This is a genomic window from Stenotrophomonas sp. MYb238, assembly GCF_009496535.1.
Taxonomy (GTDB): Bacteria; Pseudomonadota; Gammaproteobacteria; order Xanthomonadales; family Xanthomonadaceae; genus Stenotrophomonas.
Genome location: NZ_WIDL01000014.1, coordinates 92,604 through 114,525, shown reverse-complemented (window position 1 = coordinate 114,525; position 21,922 = coordinate 92,604). Strand labels below are relative to the sequence as shown.

At 71.4% G+C, this 21,922-nt stretch carries 22 protein-coding genes; 9 read left to right on the top strand and 13 right to left on the bottom strand.

What is annotated here, in order from left to right:
- The 9 genes from CQ393_RS11130 to CQ393_RS11090 all read right to left on the bottom strand — a co-directional run.
- Positions 1 to 101: serine dehydratase beta chain (locus CQ393_RS11130; RefSeq protein ID WP_153191612.1), on the bottom strand; the 101-nt coding region annotated here is incomplete at its 3' end.
- Between the two features lie 19 nt (positions 102 to 120).
- Complete coding sequence (locus CQ393_RS11125) at positions 121 to 678, bottom strand: cytochrome b (RefSeq protein WP_194269652.1); 558 nt, start codon at positions 676 to 678, stop codon at positions 121 to 123.
- A gap of 19 nt (positions 679 to 697) precedes the next feature.
- Complete coding sequence (locus CQ393_RS11120) at positions 698 to 2,041, bottom strand: DUF3100 domain-containing protein (protein ID WP_153191610.1); 1,344 nt, start codon at positions 2,039 to 2,041, stop codon at positions 698 to 700.
- A gap of 49 nt (positions 2,042 to 2,090) precedes the next feature.
- Positions 2,091 to 2,288 (bottom strand): tautomerase family protein, encoded by a 198-nt coding sequence (locus tag CQ393_RS11115; protein WP_153191609.1) that lies wholly within the window; start codon positions 2,286 to 2,288, stop codon positions 2,091 to 2,093.
- Between the two features lie 3 nt (positions 2,289 to 2,291).
- Entirely contained in the window at positions 2,292 to 3,059 is a 768-nt protein-coding gene (locus CQ393_RS11110) for a fumarylacetoacetate hydrolase family protein (protein WP_153191608.1), read from the bottom strand.
- Positions 3,056 to 4,087, bottom strand: coding sequence for a 4-hydroxy-2-oxovalerate aldolase (dmpG, locus tag CQ393_RS11105; RefSeq protein WP_153191607.1), 1,032 nt, complete (start codon positions 4,085 to 4,087; stop codon positions 3,056 to 3,058). The genes CQ393_RS11110 and dmpG overlap by 4 nt, the downstream gene beginning before the upstream one ends.
- Entirely contained in the window at positions 4,084 to 5,037 is a 954-nt protein-coding gene (locus CQ393_RS11100) for an acetaldehyde dehydrogenase (acetylating) (RefSeq protein ID WP_153191606.1), read from the bottom strand. The genes dmpG and CQ393_RS11100 overlap by 4 nt, the downstream gene beginning before the upstream one ends.
- A 4-nt stretch (positions 5,038 to 5,041) precedes the next feature.
- Entirely contained in the window at positions 5,042 to 5,857 is an 816-nt protein-coding gene (locus tag CQ393_RS11095; protein WP_153191605.1) for a fumarylacetoacetate hydrolase family protein, read from the bottom strand.
- On the bottom strand, positions 5,838 to 7,325 hold the full coding sequence (locus tag CQ393_RS11090; protein WP_153191604.1) for a 2-hydroxymuconic semialdehyde dehydrogenase: 1,488 nt from the start codon (positions 7,323 to 7,325) through the stop codon (positions 5,838 to 5,840). The genes CQ393_RS11095 and CQ393_RS11090 overlap by 20 nt, the downstream gene beginning before the upstream one ends.
- 237 nt (positions 7,326 to 7,562) lie before the next feature.
- Between CQ393_RS11090 and CQ393_RS11085 the strand changes: the two genes are divergently transcribed.
- Genes CQ393_RS11085 through CQ393_RS11065 form a run of 5 tightly spaced genes read left to right on the top strand, consistent with a single transcriptional unit; the run spans position 7,563 to position 11,892 of the window.
- The gene (locus CQ393_RS11085; protein ID WP_153191603.1) at positions 7,563 to 8,717 is read left to right on the top strand and encodes an amidohydrolase; all 1,155 of its coding nucleotides are present in this window, start codon (positions 7,563 to 7,565) and stop codon (positions 8,715 to 8,717) included.
- 59 nt (positions 8,718 to 8,776) lie between these two features.
- Positions 8,777 to 9,676, top strand: a complete 900-nt coding sequence (locus CQ393_RS11080; protein WP_153191602.1) for an oxidoreductase — start codon at positions 8,777 to 8,779, stop codon at positions 9,674 to 9,676.
- Positions 9,673 to 10,530, top strand: a complete 858-nt coding sequence (locus CQ393_RS11075; RefSeq protein WP_153191601.1) for a VOC family protein — start codon at positions 9,673 to 9,675, stop codon at positions 10,528 to 10,530. Before CQ393_RS11080 ends, CQ393_RS11075 begins: the two co-directional genes overlap by 4 nt.
- Positions 10,527 to 11,210 (top strand): class II aldolase/adducin family protein, encoded by a 684-nt coding sequence (locus CQ393_RS11070; protein WP_343199937.1) that lies wholly within the window; start codon positions 10,527 to 10,529, stop codon positions 11,208 to 11,210. The genes CQ393_RS11075 and CQ393_RS11070 overlap by 4 nt, the downstream gene beginning before the upstream one ends.
- A gap of 43 nt (positions 11,211 to 11,253) precedes the next feature.
- On the top strand, positions 11,254 to 11,892 hold the full coding sequence (locus tag CQ393_RS11065; RefSeq protein WP_153191600.1) for a ChuX/HutX family heme-like substrate-binding protein: 639 nt from the start codon (positions 11,254 to 11,256) through the stop codon (positions 11,890 to 11,892).
- Here CQ393_RS11065 and CQ393_RS11060 read toward each other — a convergent pair.
- Positions 11,889 to 13,292: a HAMP domain-containing sensor histidine kinase gene (locus CQ393_RS11060; RefSeq protein ID WP_153191599.1), complete on the bottom strand. Its 1,404-nt coding sequence runs from the start codon at positions 13,290 to 13,292 to the stop codon at positions 11,889 to 11,891. The genes CQ393_RS11065 and CQ393_RS11060 overlap by 4 nt on opposite strands.
- 5 nt (positions 13,293 to 13,297) lie before the next feature.
- Positions 13,298 to 13,987, bottom strand: coding sequence for a response regulator transcription factor (locus tag CQ393_RS11055; RefSeq protein WP_153191598.1), 690 nt, complete (start codon positions 13,985 to 13,987; stop codon positions 13,298 to 13,300).
- A 110-nt stretch (positions 13,988 to 14,097) separates the two neighbouring features.
- On the opposite strand from CQ393_RS11055, the gene CQ393_RS11050 reads away from it, so the two are divergent.
- On the top strand, positions 14,098 to 14,874 hold the full coding sequence (locus tag CQ393_RS11050; RefSeq protein ID WP_153191597.1) for a hypothetical protein: 777 nt from the start codon (positions 14,098 to 14,100) through the stop codon (positions 14,872 to 14,874).
- Here the strand turns inward: CQ393_RS11050 and CQ393_RS11045 are convergent.
- Positions 14,869 to 15,594 carry an FCD domain-containing protein gene (locus tag CQ393_RS11045; RefSeq protein ID WP_153191596.1) on the bottom strand — a complete coding sequence of 242 codons (726 nt, stop codon included), beginning with the start codon at positions 15,592 to 15,594 and terminating at the stop codon, positions 14,869 to 14,871. The genes CQ393_RS11050 and CQ393_RS11045 overlap by 6 nt on opposite strands.
- Before the next feature lie 30 nt (positions 15,595 to 15,624).
- Positions 15,625 to 15,909 (bottom strand): hypothetical protein, encoded by a 285-nt coding sequence (locus tag CQ393_RS18075; RefSeq protein ID WP_194269651.1) that lies wholly within the window; start codon positions 15,907 to 15,909, stop codon positions 15,625 to 15,627.
- 108 nt (positions 15,910 to 16,017) lie between these two features.
- On the opposite strand from CQ393_RS18075, the gene CQ393_RS11040 reads away from it, so the two are divergent.
- The 3 genes from CQ393_RS11040 to CQ393_RS11030 all read left to right on the top strand — a co-directional run bounded on the left by CQ393_RS11040 (position 16,018) and on the right by CQ393_RS11030 (position 21,917).
- A complete protein-coding gene (locus tag CQ393_RS11040) occupies positions 16,018 to 18,900 on the top strand; it encodes a TonB-dependent receptor (RefSeq protein WP_343199938.1) in 2,883 nt (960 codons plus the stop codon).
- 53 nt (positions 18,901 to 18,953) lie between these two features.
- Positions 18,954 to 20,120 carry an alpha/beta hydrolase-fold protein gene (locus CQ393_RS11035; RefSeq protein WP_153191594.1) on the top strand — a complete coding sequence of 389 codons (1,167 nt, stop codon included), beginning with the start codon at positions 18,954 to 18,956 and terminating at the stop codon, positions 20,118 to 20,120.
- Between the two features lie 318 nt (positions 20,121 to 20,438).
- Positions 20,439 to 21,917 carry a SulP family inorganic anion transporter gene (locus tag CQ393_RS11030; protein ID WP_153191593.1) on the top strand — a complete coding sequence of 493 codons (1,479 nt, stop codon included), beginning with the start codon at positions 20,439 to 20,441 and terminating at the stop codon, positions 21,915 to 21,917.
- The last annotated feature ends 5 nt before the right edge of the window (positions 21,918 to 21,922 follow it).

The window sequence follows — 21,922 nt, the reverse complement described above, 5'->3', positions numbered from 1 at the left end:
CAGCGGTGGACGAACCGCTCGGCCGCGCGCATCGGGCCCACGGTGTGCGACGAACTCGGGCCGATGCCGATCTTGAATAGGTCGAACGTGCTGACGGACATGGCCGACGCCGCGCCGCGCTCAGCCGCGCCCGCCGGGCAGCATGCGCCACAGCAGGCCGTCGCGGCGCAGCAGCTGGTGGTGCAGCACGGCCGCCAGGTGCAGCGCGACCAGCGCGGTCAGAGACCAGAACAGCCACACGTGGGCAGCGTCCAGCACCTGCCGCAGATCCGGGTTGCGCGCGGTCAGCGCCGGCAGCTGGAACAGGCCGAACCAGGGCAACGGCTGTCCGGCCACCGAGTTGAGCAGCCAGCCGGACAGCGGCAGCGCCAGCAGCAGCGCGTACATCAGCAGATGAGTGGCATGCGCGGCGCGCAGCTGCCAGGCCGGTCCGGCCAGCGGTGCGGGCGCGCGCGTGGCCGCGCGCACGGCGATGCGCAGCAGCGCCAGCGCCAGCGCGGTCACGCCCAGCGACTTGTGCAGGCCGTAGCACAGCCGGCGCACGTCGCTGCCGCGCTCCATGTCCACCATCAGCAGGCCGATCGCCGCGGTGGCGACGACCAGCAGCAGGCCCAGCCAGTGCAGCCAGCGCACGGCCACCGGCCAGCGCGGCAAAACCCGGGGTGTGTCGTGGTCCATGTCCGCGCCCATCGCCCTGTCAGTGGAAGAATTCGGCGATCGCCGCCGCGCCGATGAAGGTGCCGGCGGTGGCGGTCAGCGATACCGCGACGATGCGCCAGCCCAGGCGGCGGAACATCGGCAGCTTGCGCGCCACCGAGAAGCCGGCCAGCGCCAGCACGGTGGTGGTGATGCTCATGAACTGCACGCGGTCGATGGTCGTGGCCAGCGCGTCGGCCAGCGGCCAGCCGCCGGGAATCGTCGCCAGCGTCGCCGCCACCGCCAGGAACAGCATCAGCGGCAGCCGGCGCAGCACGCGCTTGAGCGCGATGCCGACCAGCACGATCGCCACCATCGCCGCCACGCCGGGCAGGGTCTGCTGCGGCGGCACGCCGTACCCCATGTAGTTGCTGAGGGTGATGCCGGCGACCATCAGCAGCAGCGCCACCACGCTGTCGGCCAGCGAGGGATGCTCGTCCTCCTCGGCCATCGCCGCCTGCGGGTCCAGTTCGTCGGCCGACGGCGCGCGCCGCGCCAGCGCGGTGCGTCCCAGCACCGGCTCCAGCCGCGCATACAGCCAGTTGCACAGCGGCAGGGTGACGAACAGCGCGAAGTAGAACCCGACCACGCCGGCGATCAGGTTCGCCGCCGCGGCGATGGCGTTCAGTTCCTTGACCATCTCCGGCGCCATGCCGACGGTGATCACGCCCAGCGCGGCCGCCATCAGGCTGCCCGAGCCCATGCCGGCGCCCATCGCCAGCGAGCGCGGGTCGAAGATGCCCAGCGGGGCGATCACGCTCACCAGCAGGGTGATGAATACCGCGCCCAGCACCGTGCCGGTGATGTATTCGGCAAGCACGCCGCGGCCCTCGGCCGACTGCATGCCGTATTTCTGGCCGATGATGACCAGGCTGTTCTCGCGCCCGATCGAGAAGGTCGCACCGACCGCCTCGCGCTTGATGCCCAGCATCAGCGCCAGCGGCAAGGCCAGCACCATGGTGCCGAAGGCGTGGCCCAGTTCCTGGAACGCCAGCGCCCAGCCGACCTTCTGCAGCTGCGGCATCGAATGCCCGGCCATCAGCCCGAGCTTGACGATGAACAGCAGCAGCGCGGCATTGAGCAGCTTGCCCGCATGCCGCTGCAGCGGTACGTCCAGCCGCAGCGCCGCGGGCATGCGCGCGTGCAGCGCGGCCAGCGCGGTGGTCAGCAGCAGCGCCATCAGCATCGGCAGGATCACGATCTTCGAGGACCACAGCGGAATCGCGATGGGTCCGATCCATTCGGTCAGGACCGTGACCGCCAGTACCACCAGCAGCAGGAGCCAGAGCCGGCACGGGGCGGCCGGCGAGGGGGAGGGGACGGCGTTGGCTGCGGCGTGGGACATGGTCGGAATCGCTCGTGATCGAGGTCGCAGTGGGCGGCGCGGGTCGGCGTCAGCGGGCGGGCGCGGGCGGCGCCTTCGGTTCGCCGGCGGTGAACCACTCGGCCGCCGGGATCTCGTGGATCAGCACCCGTACCGCCGTGGCCGGCACCGCCAGGTGCACGGTCGCGGCCTCGGTGACGGCGCGGGCGAAGGCCTGTTTCTGCTCGGCGCTGCGGCCGGCCAGGATGTGCGCGTGCAGGATCGGCATGGTTCAGCCCTCGACGTGGAAGCCGCAGCGGCCGAGCGATGCGACCTCCAGCGACACATGGATGCCGGGCCGCAGCGCGCAGGCGGCGGTGGCGCCGCCGGCCAGCACGATGTCGCCCGGCTGCAGGCTTTCGCCGGCCTCGGCGACCACGCGCGCGGCGGCCACCAGCGAACGCAGCGGATGGCCGAGGATCGCGGCGGTGGAACCGAACGCCTGCGGGCGGCCGTCGAAGTCCAGCACCAGGCCGAGGTTGTCCAGATCGGTGGCCGGGCTGCGCCAGGGGCCGACCACGAAGCCGGACGAGGAACTGTTGTCGGCGACCACGTCGGTCAGCGAGAAACGGAAGTCCTCGTAGCGCGAATCGATGATCTCCAGCGCCGGCGCCACCGCGTCGATCGCCGCCAGCGCCTGCGGCGCGGTAACGGCACCGGCCAGCGGGCGCCCGACCAGGAAGGCCACTTCCGGTTCCACCCGCGGATGCACGTAGTCGCCGATGCCGATGGCGCCGCCGTCGTCGACCAGCATCGACGACGTCAGCCGGCCCCAGATCATGTCCGACACGCCCATCTGCACCATCTTGGCGCGGCTGGTGAAACCCATCTTGATGCCGATGCGGCGCTCGCCGCGGCGCAGCCGGCGCTCGATGCTCAGGCGCTGGATCGCATAGGCCTGTTCCAGGCTGATGGCCTGCTCCAGCTGCGGAGTGGCGGTGGCGTGGCGGGCGGCGTCGTCCAGGCGCGCGGCCAGCGCCTCGATGTCGATGGCGGTCATGCGTTCTGTCCTTCGGGGTTGCGGGTGCGCGCCAGCAGGTCCAGCGCGACGTCGACGATCATGTCTTCCTGCCCGCCGACCATGCGCCGGCGTCCCAGCTCGACCAGGATCGAACGCACGTCCAGGCCATGGTCGGCGGCGGCCTTCTCGGCATGGCGCAGGAAGCTGGAATAGACGCCGGCGTAGCCCAGGCTCAGGGTCTCGCGGTCCACCCGCACCGGGCGGTCCTGCAGCGGCCGCACCAGGTCGTCGGCCGCATCCATCAGCGCGTACAGGTCGCAGCCGTGTTCCCAGCCCATGCGGTCGGCCGCGGCGATGAACACCTCCAGCGGCGCATTGCCGGCGCCGGCGCCCATGCCGGCCAGCGAGGCATCCACCCGGGTCACGCCGTTCTCCACCGCGACGATGGAATTGGCCACGCCCAGCGACAGGTTGTGGTGGGCGTGGATGCCGATCTGGGTCTCCGGGCGCAGCGCGTCGCGCAGCGCGCGCACGCGGTCGCGCGTGGCGTCCATGGTCAGCGCGCCGCCGGAGTCGGTCACGTACACGCAGTACGCGCCGTAGCTCTCCATCTTCAGCGCCTGCGCGGCCAGCTCGGCCGGCGAGGTCATGTGGCTCATCATCAGGAAACCGGCCACGTCGATCTCCAGCCGGCGCGCTTCCTCGATGTGCTGGCGGGCGACGTCGGCCTCGGTGCAGTGGGTGGCCACGCGCACCGAGCGCACGCCGGCGGCCACCGCCTCGCGCAGGTCGTGCACGGTGCCGATGCCGGGCAGCAGCAGTGTGGTCAGCTTCGCCTGCTGCACGCTCTCGCGCACCGCGGCGATCCACTCCAGGTCCGAATGGCGGCCGAAGCCGTAGTTGAAGCTGGAGCCGGCCAGGCCGTCGCCGTGCGCCACCTCGATGGCGGCCACGCCGGCGCGGTCCAGCGCGGCGGCGATGGCGCGGGTGTGGTCCAGCCCGTACTGGTGGCGGATGGCGTGCATGCCATCGCGCAGGGTCACGTCCTGGATGTAGAGCCGGTTCATCGCGCGCCCTCCTCGGTGGCGGTGTCCAGGGAAACCTCGACCATGCGCTCGGCCGCGGCCAGCGCCGCGGAGGTCATGATGTCCAGGTTGCCGGCGTAGGCCGGCAGGTAATGGCCGGCGCCCTCGACCTCGAGGAACACCGTCACCTTCAGCCCCGGCGCGGCGTCGGCGCGGCCGAGGATGGCCGCGCACGCGGCCGCGTCCAGCGCCTCGAACTGCACCTGCTGCTTGAGCCGGTAGCCGGGCACGTAGCCGGCCACGTCGGCGACCATCGCCTCGATCGAGGCGGCGATGGCGGCCGGGTCGCCGCCTTCGGTCAGGCAGTAGACCGTGTCGCGCATGATCAGCGGCGGCTCGGCCGGGTTGAGCACGATGATCGCCTTGCCGCGCTGCGCGCCGCCGACGGTCTCCAGCGCGCGCGAGGTGGTCTCGGTGAACTCGTCGATGTTGGCGCGGGTGCCGGGGCCGGCGGACTTGCTGGCGATGGAGGCGACGATCTCGGCGTAGCGCACCGGCGCCACGCGCGCGACCGCGGCCACCACCGGGATGGTGGCCTGGCCGCCGCAGGTGACCATGTTGACGTTGCCCGCGGCCAGGTGCTGGTCCAGATTCACCGCCGGCACCACGTAGGGGCCGACCGCGGCCGGGGTCAGGTCGATCACGCGCTTGCCGTCGGCCCGCAGCAGGCGGTCGTGGCCGACGTGGGCGCCGGCCGAGGTGGCGTCGAACACGATGTCGATGCCGGCGTATTCCGGCATCGCGCGCAGGCCTTCGATGCCGTCGTGGGTGGTGGCCACGCCGAGCCGGCGCGCGCGCGCCAGGCCGTCGGACTGCGGGTCCACGCCGACCATCGCCGCCATCTGCAGGTGGCGGCCGTGGCGCAGGATCTTGATCATCAGGTCGGTGCCGATGTTGCCGGAACCGATCACCGCGACAGTGCGCTTGCTCATGGGTTCATTCTCCGCGGAAGGCGGCCGCGACCCGGCCCAGGCCGGAGATGCGGGCTTCGAAGACGTCGCCCGGGCGCGCCACGGCCATCGGCCCCAGCGCTCCGGACAGCACGGTGTCGCCGGCGCGCAGCGGCCGGCCGATGCGCGCGGCGGTGCGCGCCAGCCACACCACCGCGTTGAGCGGGTTGCCCAGGCAGGCCGCGCCGCAGCCCAGCGATACCGGCTCGCCGCGCTGTTCCAGGCTCATGCCGCACAGGCGCAGGTCCAGCGCGTCGATTTTCTTCGGCGCGCCGCCGAGCACGTACACGCCGGAGGAGGCGTTGTCGGCGATGGTGTCCAGGATGCTGATCTTCCAGTCGCGCACGCGGCTGTCGACCACCTCGATGGCCGGCAGCGCGTAGCCGATGGCATTGAGCACGTGCCCCAGCGTCGGCCGTTCGGCGTCCAGGTCGCGCTCGAACACGAAGGCGATCTCGGCCTCGACCTTGGGCTGGATCAGGCGGCCGAGCGGGATCTCCTCGCCGTCGCCATAGGCCATGTCGTCGAACAGCATGCCGTAGTCGGGCTGGTCCACGCCCAGCTGCCGCTGCACCGCCACCGAGGTCAGGCCGATCTTGCGCCCGGACAGGCGCCGGCCGCCGGCCAGCGCCTGCTCGGTGAGCAGGTGCTGGGCCGCGTAGGCGGCGTCGATGCCGCCGGATTGGAGCAGCGGCGCGACCGGGTCGCAGGCCGTTCCACTGCGTGCGGCCTCGCCCAGCAGGCGTGCGGCCTCGCGCACCGGCGCGGTGCCGGCCAGTGCTTCAAAGCTTGATGCAGACATTGCGCAGCTCCGTATAGAACTCCAGCCCGTGGACGCCGCCCTCGCGGCCGATGCCCGACTGCTTGGCGCCGCCGAAGGCGGTGCGCAGGTCGCGCAGGAACCAGCAGTTGACCCAGGCCACGCCGACCTGCACGGCCGCCGCCACGCGATGCGCGCGCGACAGGTCGCCGGTCCAGATCGAGGTGGCCAGCCCGTAGGGGCTGTCGTTGGCCGCCGCCACCGCCTCGTCCTCGCGGTCGAACGGGGTGACGTGGCAGCACGGCCCGAAGATCTCCTCGGTCAGCACCGCCGAGTCGGCCGGCAGGCCGGTCCAGATGGTCGGCTCCACCCACCAGCCGCCGGCCAGCGGCGCCGGCAGCGCCGGCACGCCGCCGCCGGTGACGATGGTGGCGCCCTCGTTGCGCGCGCGGGCGTAGTAGGACAGCACCTTGTCGCGGTGCGCCTTGCTGATCAGCGGCCCGAACGTGGTGTCCCCGGCGTTCGGATCGCCCGGGCGCAGCGCCTCGGCCGCCTGTTTCAGGCGCGCGACGAAGGCCTCGAAGATCGGCCGCTCGACATACAGGCGCTCGGTGCCCAGGCAGACCTGGCCGCTGTTGAGGAAGGCCGAGCGGGTGATGCCGGCCACCGCCGCGTCCAGGTCGCAGTCGGCGAACACCAGCGCCGCGTTCTTGCCGCCCAGCTCGAAGGAGACCGGGCGCACGCCCACCGCGGCGGCCTTCATGATCGCCGTGCCGGTGCGGGTCTCGCCGGTGAAGGTGATGCCGTTCACGTCCGGGTGCTCGGTCAGGTACTGGCCGGCGCTGTCCGGGCCGAAGCCGTGCACCACGTTGAACACGCCCGGCGGCACGCCGGCGTCGTTCATCACCTCGGCCAGCAGGGTGGTGGTGCTCGGGGTTTCCTCCGAGGGCTTGACCACCACGGTGTTGCCGAAGGCCAGCGCCGGGGCCACCTTCCAGGTCATCAGCAGCAGCGGCAGGTTCCACGGGCAGATCACCGCGATCACCCCGCGCGGGGTGCGCAGGCCGTAGTTGAGCGCGGTGCCGCCGTCGGGCGTGGGCGAGCGGAACGCCTCGGTGGCGCCGTGCGCCAGCTGGTCGGCGAACACGTCGAAGTTGGCCGCCCCGCGCGGGATGTCCAGGTGGCTGGCCAGGCTCCAGGGCTTGCCGGTGTCGCGCACCTCGGCGGCGATGAATTCGTCCATGCGCGCACGGATGCCGTCGGCGAGGCGGCGCAGGATGGCCGCGCGCTCGCCGTCGTTCAAGCGACCCCACGGCCCGCGCAACGCCGCGCGCGCCGCCTGCACCGCCTGGTCGACGATGCCGGCATCCGCCTCGTGGACATGCCCCACGACCTGGCCGGTGGCCGGGTCGACGTTGGCGAACGGAGGCCGGCTGGAGGTGACCGGGCGGCCTGCGATGTAGTGCGTGATGACGGTGGAGGCGGGCGCCTGCGCTGCAATGGTATTCATGCGGTTTCCGTGGTCGAATCCATAAATTACGAAATTTATTCCGTTTCCTCGTGGTGCTTCGGGGGCCGGATGTCTCTCGTTTGTCAGCCAAACGCCAATGTTTGTTGGGCTGATGCTCGAGCGGCGATCATGCCAGACAAATTTCGCAATGTCTGCAAAATATCGAAATTAAATTTGACAGGGCGGTGGGACTCTGCTCTGATCGGTCCCACGCCCACGTTCCGGAGATGCACCCTGATGGCCGCCGTTCCCGATTCCGTCCTTGCCCTGGCGCCGCGCATGGCCGACTGGCGCCAGCGCATCCACGCCTGGCCCGAACTGGGCTTCGAGGAGGAGCGGACCTCGGCGCTGGTGGCCGAGGTGCTGCGCGGGCTGGGGCTGAAGGTGCATACCGGCCTGGGCGGCACCGGCGTGGTGGCGGTGATCGATTCCGGCACGCCGGGGATGTCCATCGGCCTGCGCGCGGACATGGACGCGCTGCCGATGGACGAGCACAACGAGCTGCCGTACCGCTCGCAGCGCCCGGGCGTGGCCCATACCTGCGGCCACGACGGCCACACCGCCGCGCTGCTGGGCACCGCCGAGCACCTGGTGAAGAACCCGCCGGCCAGCGGCCGCGTGGTGCTGGTGTTCCAGCCGGCCGAGGAAGGCGGGCGCGGCGCCATCAGGATGATCGAGGACGGCCTGTTCGAGCGCTGGCCGTGCGACGAGGTCTATGCCTTCCACAACATGCCGGCGCTGCCCGGCGGCCAGGCCAGCGTGCGCACCGGCGCCACGCTGCAGTCGCTGGCGGTGTTCGAGATCGCGATCGAGGGCGTTGGCGGCCATGCCGCCGCGCCGCATCGCGCCAACGACCCGCTGCAGGTCGCCGCGCGCCTGGCGGTGGAGATCGGCGCCATCGTCGGCCGCCACATCGACCCGATGGAAGCGGCGCTGATCAACGTCGGCAGCCTGCAGGCCGGCACCACCCACAACATCATCCCGTCCACCGCCTCGCTCAGCGGCACCATCCGCTCGCTGTCGCGCGAGGTGCACGAGGAACTGCTCAAGCGCCTGCGCGCGCTGTGCGAGGGGTACGCGCAGATCTCCGGCTGCAGCATCGACCTGCGCATCCCGCATTCCTGCCCGCCCTGCGTCAACGCGCCGGAACAGGCGGCGCTGGCGGCGCAGGCGCTGGGCGACGTGCTGGGCGCGGACAACGTCAGGACCGACATGCGCGCCTATCCGTTCTCCGACGATTTTTCCTACATGCTGGAGCAGTGGCCCGGCGCCTACCTGTTCCTGGGCATGGACAGCGCCATGTGCCACCACCCGACCTTCCGTTTCGACGACCAGCTGCTGCCGGTGGCGGCGGCGGTGTTCGAGCGGATCGTGCGCCGCCGCCTGGGCTGAGCCCGCGCCGCCGCACGTTCCGTCCCCACGGCCCACCGCGACAACCGAGGTACCGCGTCATGTCCGTCATCGAGCAACTGCGTTATGCCGTCCTTGGAACCCGCGACCTGGAGGCGGCCGCGCATTTCGCCGGCGCCGAACTGGGGCTGCAGGCCCTGCCGCCCGGCAACGGCGAGCAGGCGTTCCGGTCCGACGAGCGCCAGTACAGCCTTGTCTATTCCAGCGCGGCGCCGCGGCGCCACGCAGTGGGCCTGGAACTGCGCGACGAAGCGGCGCTGCAGGCGGCGCTGCAGGCGCTGCAGGCGCGCGGCATCCCGGCGCTGCGCGACGCCGCGCTGGCGGCGCGCCGCAACGTGCGCGCGCTGGTCGCCTTCACCACGCCCGGCGGCCTGTGCCTGGAGCTGGTGGTGCGGCCGCAGAACCAGGGCTGGCGTTTCTTCCCCGCGCGCGACAGCGGCGTGACCGGGCTGGCGGCGCTGGCCCTGCGCAGCACCGACGTGGCCGCCGACGAGGCATTGCTGGTGGACGTGTTCGGCCTGCAGGTGCGCGACTGGATCGGCGATGCGGCCTACCTGGGCATGGACGCTACGCACCACCGGCTGGCGTTGTTCCCGGCCGCGGCCGCCGGCGTGCTGGCGGTGGAGTTCGAGGTGCAGGGGCTGGACCAGGTGATGCAGCAGTACCACCGCCTGCGCGGGCTGCCGCAGGCCGTCGCGCACGGCCCGGGCCGCCGGCCCGTGTCGGGGCAGGCATTCGTGACCTTCGCCGGGCCCGACGCGGTGTACTACAGCTTCGTCGCCGAAGGCGAGCGCATCGGCGCGGGCCCGCCGCGGCGCCCGCGCCAGTTCGCCATGCGCGCCGATTCGCTGTGCGCCTGGGGCAGCGACTGCCATATCGCCGGACTCGCCGCCGATGCGGCGCCGTCGCGGCCGGCGCTGCGTGGAGTGCCCAGCGCATGATCCACCTGCGCGACGTGAGCTACGTGCGGCTCGGGACGCGCGACCTGGAAGGCGCCACGCGCTACGCCACCACCATCCTCGGCCTGGACGTGGCCGAGCGCGGACACGGCGCGGCCTACTTCAAGTCCGACCAGCGCGAGCACACCCTGTGCTACGTCGAGGGCGATCCGGCCGACCAGGTCGTGGCCTTCGAGGTGGACACGCGCGCCGAACTGGACGCGGCCGGCGCCGAACTCGAGCGGCTGGGCCACCCGGTTCACCGCGGCACCGCGGTGGAGGCCGAGCAGCGCAAGGTGCGCGACTTCATCGGCTTCCGCGACCCCACCGGCAACCGCATCGAACTGGTGTGGCGGCCGCAGATGTCCTCGCGCCGCTACCACGGCACGCGCGATGCCGGCATCACCGGCTTCAGCCACGTGGGCCTGTGCACCACCGACGCCGTGCGCGACGAGGCGTTCTGGACCTCGGTGTGCAACGCGAAGGTCAGCGACCGCATCGGCGACGCGCCGCTGCTGCGAATCGACGAGGTCCACCACAAGATCGCGCTGTTTCCCACCACCCGCGCCGGCATCCAGCACATCAACCACCAGGTGGCCAGCGCCGACGACGTGCAGCGTTCGCTGCACCATCTGCGCGGGCATGGTGTCCCGGTGGTGTTCGGGCCCGGCCGCCACCCGACCTCGGGCGCGCGCTTCCTGTATTTCGAAGGGCCCGACGGCATGGTGTACGAATATTCCTCGGGCGTGAGCAGCATCGCCGACGAACTGCTGTACCGCGAACGCCAGTTCGAGTTCGCGCCGCCGGGCTTCTGCATGTGGGGCGCCGAGCCGCAGATCCGCGAGTTCCGCAAGTGAGCGCACAACTGGAAACGCTGGCGCGCACGGTACGCGTGGCGGCGCGCGCGCTGGGCCGCGCCGGGCTGGTGCATGCCTACGGGCACTGCAGCGCGCGCATCGACGCCGCCTCGTTCCTGGTCGCGCCGTCGCGGCCGCTGGGCCTGGTGCGTCCGGGCGAGCGCTGCACCGTGGTGCCGCTGGACGGCGACCTGCCCGAGGGCGTGCTGCCGGAAGTGCGCGTCCACCGCGAGATCTACCGCCGGCGTCCTGATGTCGGCGGCGTAGCGCGGATCCAGCCGCCGAAGCTGATGAGCCTGAGCGTGCTCGGCCGCACGCCGCTGGCCCGGCACGGTTTCGGCGCCTATTTCCATCCGCAGCCGCCGCTGTGGGACGACCCGCTGCTGCTGCGCTCGGACGTGCAGGCGCGGCGCCTGGCCGAGCAGCTCGGCGACGCGCGCGCCATCGTCATGCGCGGCAACGGCGCGGTCACCGCCGGGCAGTCGCTGCAGGCGGCGGTGGTGCTGGCCTGGTACCTGGAAGACGCCGCGCGCGTGGAACTGGACTGCCTGTCCGCCGCTGCGCACACCCTGCCGACCTGCCTGAGCGAGGAGCAGTCCGCGGTCCGCGCGACCTGGGACGGCCGCCTGCTCGAACGCATGTGGGATTACCTCACCGCGGGCGACGCCGAGCTGGACTGAGCGGCCGCCCGCTTCTCCACCACCCGAAGACGGAAGAAAACCCATGAAGACCCTGCTGAACGCGTCGCTGCTGGCGGCGCTCGGCCTGGCCGGCCATGCCGTGGCCGCCGACAACTGCGCCTCGGCCGACGACGCCAAGGTGATCCGCCACTACTACGCGCAGACCCGCCCGGGTGCGCCGCCGCCGGCGGTGGCGCGGCTGTTCCGCATGGACGAGACGCGCGTGGTCAGCGCGCTGGAGCCGGCGCAGGCCTACGGCGTGCGCTCCAACCGCCTGTTGTTCGACGAGGTGTGGAAGTCGGTCGACGCCTGGGGCGCGGACACCCGCATCGGCATCGTGTTCACCTCCGGCGGCATGCACGTGTGGAACTTCCCGAGCAAGGTGCCGCAGACCCAGTCGACCAGCACGCCCATCTGGTACGACATGTACGCCGATGGCGGCGCCGGCGTGCACGGCCACATCACCCCGCAGGAAGTGGACCAGATCTGGGCCCTCCAGCTGCCGACCAAGGAAGCGGACAAATTCACCCGCATCCTCGGCTTCTACGACAAACAGGGCGCGCTGATCGTCGGCCTGTACGTGTCCGAGGGCGTGAAGGATTTTGATCCCAAGGCGGTGGCCGGTTTCGAGCGCACCCGCGAGCTGCTGCGCAGCCAACCGCGGATCTGCGCGGCCGGTTAATCCCCCGGCCTCCGCGCCGCCGGCGGCGCGGAGGCCAGGCGCGGCAGGCGCACCCGCACGTCCAGCCCGGGGCGGTTGTCGCGCAGTTCGATCCGCGCGCCATGGGCGCGCGCCACCGCCTCGACCAGCGACAGGCCCAGGCCGCTGCCGGCCGTGGTGCGGCTGCGCTCCAGCCGGTACAGGCGGCGGAACACGTGCGCATGCTCCTGCGCCGGAATGCCCGGCCCGTCGTCGGCCACGCTTACCACCACCGCATCCGCGTCGGTTCCGGCGCGCAGCGTCACGTGGGCGCCGGCGGGACAGTGCTGGCAGGCGTTCTCCAGCAGGTTGGAGAACAGCTGGCCGAGCAGGTCGCGGTTGCCGGCCGCCCGCAGCTCCGGCGCGATGTCCGCCTGGAAGTGCTGGCCGGCGGCCTCGAACGCGGGCTGGTGCACTTCGGCCAGGGTCTCCAGCAGTTCGGACAGCGCCACCGGCGCCTGCTGCAGCAGGCGCGGGTCGCCGCCGATCTGGGCGATGTGCAGCAGCGAGGCGAAGGTGCGCAGCGCCGTGTCGACCTCGCTGGTGGCGCGTTCGAGCACGCCATGCAGGGCATCGACGTCGCGCAGCCGGCGGCCGCGTTCGAGCTGCTGGCGCAGCCGGCCCAGCGGCGTGCGCAGGTCGTGGGCGATGTCGTTGGAGACCTGCCGCAGCGAATCGGCCTGCGCGTCGATGCGGTCGAGCATGTGGTTGACGCTGGCCGCGAGCCGGTCGAACTCGTCCTCGCCCCCGCCCACCGGCAGCCGCCGCGCCGGCTCGCCGAGCGCGATGGCGCGGGTATCGCGCACGATGCGCTCGACCCTGCGCAGCATCAGGTGGCTCATCAGCGCGCCGCCGGCCAGCGCCAGCGCCAGCACCGCCAGCAGCGCATAGCCGATGTCGCGCAGCAGCGCGCCCTGCAAGTCGGTGAACTCCTCGATCGCCTTGCCGGCCTCGCCCACGGCCAGGTAGCGCCCGTCGCGCAGCGGCAGGCCGTAGGCGCGCACCGTGCGCATCTGCCCGGGCTTGTCGCCCTTTGGCATGTGGAACCAGAACCGGCCTTCGGGGCGCCCGGCCTGCACCGGCGCGTTGCCGGCGATCAGGCGGCCGTCGCGCTCCTGCAGCACGTAGCGCATCGACTTGAGCAGGGGCTGGCGCAGGCGCTGCTCGAGCAGCGCGCGCACCGCCGGCGTGCCGCCGTCCTGTTCGGCGCGGCGCAGGTACTGCACCTCGCGCTTGACGATCTCGTCCTGCAGGTGGGTGGCGTAGCTGCGGATCTCCAGGTAGCCGATGCCCAGCAGGATCGCCACCGAGGCGGTGAACAGCGCCGCGTACAGCAGGGTCAGGCGGAAGCTGCTGGTGCGCAGCAGGCGCGGCAGCGGCATCGGTCTCACTCCGGGTCGGCGCCGGCGTCCAGCCGGTAGCCGGCGCCGCGTACGGTATGGATCAGCGCCTGCCCGTGCGGCCGGTCGATCTTGGCGCGCAGGCGGCTGATGTGGCTGTCCACCACGTTGGTCTGCGGGTCGAAGTGCAGGTCCCAGACGTGTTCGAGCAGCATGGTGCGGGTGACCACCTGGCCGGCGTGGCGGGCCAGGTATTCGAGCAGGCGGAACTCGCGCGGCTGCAGCTCCACCGGCTGGCCGCCGCGGCTGGCGGTGCGCGCCAGCAGGTCGATCTCCAGGTCGTGCACCTGCAGCCGGGTCTGCGCCGACAGCGCGCGCGGCCGCCGCGCCAGCGCTTCGATCCGCGCGGCCAGTTCGGCGAAGGAGAAGGGCTTGACCAGGTAGTCGTCGCCGCCGGCCTTGAGCCCGAGCACGCGGTCGTCCACGCCGCCCAGCGCGGTCAGGAACAGCACCGGCACCTGCGAGCCGGCGCAGCGCAGCGCCTTGACCAGCGACAGCCCGTCCAGCCCCGGCAGCATGCGGTCCACCACCACGACATCCGGCGCCGCCTCGTCCATCGCCAGGTACAGGCCGTCGCGGCCATCGACCGCATGCACCACCTGGTGCCCTTCGGCGCGCAGGCCGTCGCCGATGTACTCGGCCGTCTCCTGGTCGTCTTCCACCAGCAGGATCTGCATCCGCCGCTCCCACGTCATCGCGGCCTGCAGGATAGCCGCGCGCCGGCGCCATCGCAGGTTACCGCTGCGCAATGTTGCGGGCAGGCGCGGGTAATGGCGGCGCGCCGAGCATGGCGTTCCGTTCCGCCGCCGAGATCGACGCCATGCCCGCCCTCCCGCTCCTCCGCCGCGCCGTCGCGCTGTGCCTCCTGTTCGGCGCCAGCGCCGCCGCGCTGGCCGGCCCCTACGAGACCGGCAGCACCAGCACCGCCAAGGGCATCAAGTTCAAGAGCAACGTGCAGCTCAAGCATGGCGCCGACAAGGACACCTGGGTGCTGCCCAAGATCGGCGTCGGCGGGCCGCTGGCCGACAACCTCGAACTGACGATGGGCACCGGCCATGGCCGCATCGAGCGCGCCGACGGCCGCGACAGCCACGGCATGCGCGACCTGTCGGTGGGCATGAAGTGGCGCCTGTTCGACGAGCAGGGCCGGCGCCCGGCGCTGGCCATCGAACCGTCGCTGAGCCTGCCCACCGGGGACCGCGTCAGCGGCATCGGCAAGGGCGCCTACGCGCTGGAACTGCCGGTGCGTGCCAGCCGCCGCTTCGGCGACGTGCGCCTGACCGGCGAAGCCAGCATGCAGCGCACCTTCGGCCGCGACGCCGACAAGCTGGGTGCCGGGCTGCTGCTGGAGTACGTGGCCGCGGCGCGCTGGTCGTGCGGCATCGAACTGGTCGCCGACGCGCCGCGGCAGGATCTGGGCGCGCGCGAGCTGAGCCTGAACATCGGCGCGAAGCGGAGCATCGGCCGCCACCTGCAGTGGCAGGCGCTGGCCGGGCGCAGCGTCGATAACCCGCGCGGCGGCCGCACCAGCACCGTCAAGCTGGCGCTGGAATACCTGCTATGACGCGTCCTTCTGCCCGGCGTCCAGCGCCGCCACGGTCTTGCGCACCTCGTCGTAGGTGCGCATGAGGTGGTCGTGGGTGAGGCGGCAGGCGCGCAGCGCATTGCGCTCCAGCGTCGCCTCGACGATCGCCTGGTGCTCGTCCTGCACGAAGCGCTTGCCGCGCGAGGCGCTCAGCGACACCCGGCGGTAGCGCTCGGCCTGGTGGTAGAGCAGTTCCTGCAGCTTGATCAGCCACGGCGAATCGCAGGCCGACACCAGCGCGTAGTGGAACTGGCGGTTGCGCTCTTCCCAGGCGTCGAGCAGTTCCTGCGGCGCGCCTTCGCCACGCCCCAGCACCTCGCCCTCGACCTCGTTGAGCGCGTCGTAGGTGTCGCGCACGCGCGCCTCCCAGGCCTCGTCGCCGCGCTCGATGGACAGCCGCAGCGCCTCGGTCTCGATCAGGTTGCGCACCCGCGAGATGTCGTCCAGTTCCTCCAGCGACAGCGGCGCCACCCAGAACCCGCGCTGGTCCTCGGTCTTCACCAGCTGGTCGCCGACCAGCCGCGCCAGCGCCTCGCGCAGCGGCGACATGCCGATCTCGTAATGCTGCACCAGCGCCTCGAGCTTGAGCTTGCCGCCGGGCGGCCACTGGCCGTGGACGATGTCGCGGCGCAGGCGCTGGTAGGCGCGCTTGGCCAGGGTGCGGGCGGTGGTGGCCGGGGCGGAGGCTGGGGTCGTCATGCGTACAGTGTGGGGCGGGAATTTCGAAAATCAAATTCCGTGCTGTGCTGCAACATTCGCCGCATTAATTTCGACAACGCAAAAATCGCTATCTTTTTGTGAAGTTTTCAAGTCATTGTTTTTGAATGATGAAATCGCTTTCGCGTATGTGAGACTGGCTATCATCCGCAGGGATCTACCAAAAATATCGTAATTTTCGTTGACACCTTGACGCGCTCTTGCTGTGATCCGGGTGCACTCCGGCGCCAGGCGCCGGCCTTCGGAACGTGGATGGGGCATCGGCCCGGGCCCGGGAATGGCCACTGCCGGCGACATGCGGGCAGCTCGGGGCATCCATCCGTCAGCCACAGTCAATGCGGGGGAATGATGAGCAGTCGAGCAGGGAAACAGCGGGTTCTGGCCAGCGGATTTTCGATATTGGCGGTGTGCATCGCCGGCGCGCTGCAGGCGCAGGAGGCGCCGGTGCAGCTGGATACGGTGGTCGTCACCGGCACCAACATCCGCGGCGCGACGCCGGCGGGCAACGACGTGATGGTGATCGGCGCCGAGCAGATCCAGGCCAGCGGCAAGGCCACGGTGGGCGACTTCCTGCGCGAACTGCCGGCCAACTTCGCCGGCGGCGTGGGCATGAGCGACAACATCCAGGGCTCGGACAGCAGCGTGGCCGGCTCCAACATGACCGGCGGCCAGGGCGTGAACCTGCGCGGCCTGGGCGCGCTGTCCACCCTGGTGCTGGTCAACGGCCGCCGCGTCGCCGCCGCCGGCCAGTACGGCGACTTCGTCGACATCTCGACCATCCCCAGCAACGCGGTCGACCACATCGAGATCCTGCTCGACGGCGCCTCGGCGGTCTACGGTTCGGACGCGGTCGGCGGCGTGGTCAACATCATCCTCAAGCGCAGCGACGACGGCGCCCGCACCACGGTCCGCCTCGGCAACGCCACCGAGGGCGGCAACAGCCAGCTGCAGATCGGCCAGACCTGGGGCCGGCAGTGGACCGGCGGCGGCATGATCGTCGGCTACGAATACGACCGGCAGGACGCGCTGGCCGCCACCGACCTGGGCATCTACCGCTCCGGCAGCGACTTCAGCGACCGCGGCGGCGTGAACTGGCGCCGTGCCGGCGCCCGCGCGGGCGCGGCGGCCAACCAGTTCAACACGCCCACCGCCAACGGCTGGGGCACGCCGGCGCGGCGCATCTCCGGCGGCGGCCTGGTCGCGGTGACCGACGGCGTCGGCAACACCCACGACGCCTGGGACAAGGTGGACATCCTGCCGGAGATGGAGCGCCATAGCGCCTTCGTCGGCTTCGAGCAGGAAGTCGGCGCCGCCGAGCTGTACGGCGACCTGCGCTACACCCGCCGCCGCGGCACCTACGACCAGGGCTACCAGGCGCTGTACGGCACCCTGGGCCCGAACAACCCGTACCTGATCCCGGGCGTGGCCAACAACTACGGCGTGCTGATCGACGACCGCCCGCTGCAGCGCGAGGTCGGCGTGGACAGCATCGCCGCGACCCTCGGCGCCGGCTTCGACCTGGGCGGCAGCTGGCGCGGCGAGGCCACGCTCAGCTACAGCCGCGACAAGCAGTTCCGCAACTCCGACGTGCAGCGCAACGCCAACATCTACGACTTCCTGCCCACGCCCGCCGGCGGCAAGGTGCAGGCGCCGACCGCGATCCAGTGTAGCCAGGGCCTGCCGGGCAACGCCACGCCGGCGCAGCTGGCCTACTGCGCGGGGCTCAACTACGCCGCGTTCAACCCGTGGACCACCGACCCGCTGTCCGAGCAGGTGCTGTCGCAGCTGATCGGCTACGAGAACCTGGACTTCGCCTCGTGGCTGGCGCAGGCCAGCTTCAAGGTCGACGGCGACCTGTTCGCGATGCCCGGCGGCACCGCCAAGCTGGCCGCGGGCATCGACTACCGCCGCGAGAACATCGGCGGCGAGCTGGACTTCAACTGGCGCTCGACCTCGGACAAACACGAAGTCTTCGGCACCACCGAGCGCGACGTCGGCGCGGTGTTCGCCGAACTGGCCTTCCCGCTGATCGGCAAGGACAACGCCTCGCGCTTCGCGCGCAAGCTGGACCTGTCCCTGGCCGGCCGCTACGAGCGCAGCCGCGGCATGGGCGACTTCTCCACCTTCAACCCGAAGGTCGGCCTGGACTTCAAGCCGACCGACGGCCTGACCCTGCGCGCCAGCTGGGGCACCTCGTTCCACGCCCCGCCGATGCGCTACGCCTACGACGGCGTGCAGCCGATCACCGGCGGCAACGGCGCGTTCCTGCGCGCGGACCTGTACCGCGCGCCCTGCGACACCACCGTGGTCCCGCTCAACGGCGTGTCCAACACCGCGGCCGGCTGCACCTTCAACGCGATCGTGGTCTCCGGCGGCGCCGGACCCACGCTGAAGCCCGAAGAGGCCAAGACCTGGACCCTGGGCTTCGACTGGAAGCCGGAGTGGGCGCCGGGCCTGCGCGCCGGGGCGAGCTACTTCAACCTGAAGATCGACGACCGCATCGTGCGCATCCAGGCCGGGCAGCTGGGCGGCATCCTCAACGACCTGTTCACCAAGGGCACCACCCCGTACCTCGGCAGCCTGGAGATCAATCCCGGCGCGGACCGCGTGCGCCAGATCATGGAGAACGACCCGCGCTACCTCGGCCAGCTCGGCGCCGGGCCGGTGGTGGGGGCGGCGGACGTGGCGATGATCGTCAACGCCACCCAGCTCAACCTGGCCTCGCTGAGGATGGACGGCTTCGACTTCAACCTCGACTACGGCTTCGACACCAGCTACGGCGGTTCGCTGGAGTTCTTCAACCGCGGCACCCTGCTGAAGTCCTACGAGATCGAGGCCACGCCGGGCGCCGGCTACGTCGACCGGCTCGCCCGGTACAGCGCCGCCGACGGTTCCAGCCCGGTCAAGCTGCGCTCGATGCACGGGGTGAAGTGGTACTACGGCAACCTCAACGCGTCGCTGACGATGAACTACGTGGACGACTACCAGTGCGTGGCCGGCTGCTTCCTGCCCAATGCCCAGGGCCTGCCGGTGGCGGCGACCGCGCCGGTGAAGATCAAGGCGTGGAAGACGTTCGACTTCCACCTCGGCTACGACCTGTCCGGCATCGGCGGCCTGTTCCGCGATTCGCGGGTGAACTTCACCGCCATCAACCTCACCAACAGCGCGCCGCCGTTCTTCGACACCGGCACCACCGCCGCCGTCGATACTCTTCCGGACCCCTATGATCCGGCCAACGCGACGGTGATGGGCCGCAGCCTGGTGCTGTCGTTCGACAAGCGCTGGTAAGCAACGCAGGCCTGCCCGGCATCGCGCCGGGCAGGCCGGGAGACAAGGCAATGATGAAAGCAGTATCCGTGGCGCTGGCGCTGGGTCTTGCCTTGGCGCCGGCGATGGCGACGGCCGCACCGGGCCACCCGGTTGCGTCCGCCGCTGCGCCGCTGCAGGTCAAGGGCGCGCAGCAGTTCGACCTGGAGGCCGTCGACGGACGCGCCTACCGCATCTTCGTGTCGGTGCCGGACAAGCCGGCGCCGCCCGCCGGCTACGGCGTGCTCTACGTGCTGGACGGCAACGCCATGTTCCTCACCGCCATGGAAACGGTGCGCGCCATGGAACGCCGCCCCGACGTGCCGCGCGACCTGGCTACCGTGGTGGTGGGCATCGGCTACCCCGACGGCGTGGACGTCGGCGTGGCGCGCACCCTGGACCTGACCCCGCCGGGCAGCGGCAGCCCGCGCGTCACCGCCGCCTCGGGCGGCGCCGACGCCTTTCTCGATTTCATCGAGGGCACGCTCAAGCCGCGCATCGGCGCGCTGGCGCCGGTCGATCCGGCGCGGCAGGCGCTGTTCGGGCATTCCTTCGGCGGCCTGTTCGTGCTGCATTCGATGCTGCGCAAACCCGATGCCTTCGCCGTGCGCATCGCGGCCAGCCCGTCGATCTGGTTCGACCGCGGCGACATCGCCCGCCGGCTGGCCGACACCCTGGCCGCGCGCCCGCCGCAGGCGGCGCCCCTCAAACTGCTGTTGACCGCGGGCGAATACGAGCAGGCGCTGTCGCCGCTGGCGTACTCGCGGCCCAACGTCGCTAAGCTGGCGCTGCTGCAGAAGGAGCGCGCGCAGGTGGACAGCAGCCGCGCGCTGGCCACCGCGCTGGCCGGGCGCACCGCGGTGGACGCGCGTTTCGACGAGATCGCCGGCGAGGACCATGGCACCGTCATCCCCGCGGCGATCAGCCGCGCGGTGTCCTTCCTGCTGATGCCGCAGCTGCAGGTGCCGCCGGTACCCACGGCCGCCGCGTACTGGCAGATGACGCCCGAGCAGCGCTACGACCTGCGCATGTGGGTGCGGCAGCTGCCCGACCGCCAGCGCATCCCCTGGCTGACCGGCCTGCGCGACACCCTGCACGACGGCCTGAGCAAGGAGCAGGTGCAGACCCTGCACGACGAGCGCAACCGCATGGACGCCGAGCAGGGCAGCAAGCCGCACGAAGTGAACGCGCCGGCGCACTGAGCCGCGCCCGGACCGCACGTCACGGCGGTTCCGTGCCCTGCGCATGGAGCCGCCGCTCCTCTCTGGCAACGGCGGCGAAGCCCGCCGTCCCGTTGCCGTCACTCCCCGCCGGACCGTGCGTCCCGGCGCCGGCGCGATTTGTGGCGCGCCCCTGGCCGCACTAGAATCCCGCGTCCCCCGCGCCAGTCCCCCGTTGCGATGACTCCGCCCTGACCCTCGCGCATCGATACGACGCCGTTCCCTGCAACGGCGGACGAAGGGTCGTGCATCCGTTCTTTCCAGCCCGAAGCGCATCGGTGCGATGCGCGGGAGTCCTCCATGTCCGTCAATCACTCCCTGCGCGAGCAGTGGCTGGGCAATGTCCGCGGCGACATCCTGTCCGGCACGCTCGTCGCCCTGGCCCTGATCCCCGAGGCCATCGCCTTCTCCCTCATCGCCGGCGTCGATCCCAAGGTCGGCCTGTACGCGTCGTTCTGCATCGCTGTGGTCACCGCCATCGCCGGCGGCCGGCCGGGCATGATCTCCGCGGCCACCGGCGCGATGGTACTGGTGATGGTGGACCTGGTCCGCGACCACGGCCTGCAGTACCTGTTCGCGGCGAGCATCCTTGCCGGCCTGCTGCAGATGCTGGCCGCCGCGCTGCGCCTGAACACGCTGATGCGTTTCGTCTCGCGCTCGGTCGTGGTCGGCTTCGTCAACGCGCTGGCGATCCTGATCTTCCTGGCGCAGCTGCCGGAATTGACCGGAAAGGCGTGGCCGGTTTATGCGATGTGCGCGGCCGCGCTGGCGATCATCTACCTGCTGCCGCGCCTGACCCGCGCGGTGCCGTCGGCGCTGGTGGCGATCGTGGCGATGACCGCCGCGGCGATCTGGCTGGACCTGGACATCCGCACCGTCGGCGACATGGGCCAGCTGCCCGACAGCCTGCCGGTATTCCTGTTCCCCGACATTCCGTGGACGCGGGAGACGCTGCGCATCCTGCTGCCGGTGTCGGCGACGCTGGCGGTGGTGGGCCTGCTCGAATCGCTGATGACCGCGCAGATCGTCGAGGACGCCACCGACACCCCGACCGACCGCCGCCGCGAATGCGCCGGGCAGGGCGCGGCCAATGTCGTGGCCGGGCTGTTCGGCGGCATGGCCGGCTGCGCGATGATCGGCCAGTCGATGATCAACGTCTCCTCCGGCGGCCGCGGGCGCCTGTCCTGTCTGGTCGCCGGCGTGCTGTTGCTGCTGCTGGTGGTGTACGCCTCGGACTGGGTGTCGCGTATCCCGATGGCGGCGCTGGTGGCGGTGATGATCATGGTCAGCATCGGCACCTTCCACTGGAAAAGCCTGCGCGAGTTCAGGACCCACCCGGCCAGCGCCAACCTCATCATGCTCGGCACCGTCGTGGTCACCGTGGCCACGCACGACCTGGCCAAGGGCGTGCTCACCGGCGTGCTGCTCACCGCGCTGTCGTTCACTCGCCGCGTCGGCCGCATGCTGCGCGTGGACGCGGTCACTGCCGATGACGGCGCGCGCGTCTACCGCGTGCACGGCCAGGTGTTCTTCGCCTCGGCGGTCCAGTTCGCCAACAGTTTCGACTACCTGCACGCGTCGTCGCGGGTGGTCATCGACCTGGGCGACGCCCATTTCTGGGACACCAGCGCGGTGGCGGCGCTGGACCGGGTGGTGTTCAAGCTGCGCCGGCACGGCGCCAGCGTGGAGGTGGTGGGCCTGAACCAGGCCAGCGAATCCCTGGTGGAGCGGCTGGGCACGCACCGCCACACCGATGCGGGCACGGGAGCCGGGCACTGAGCGGT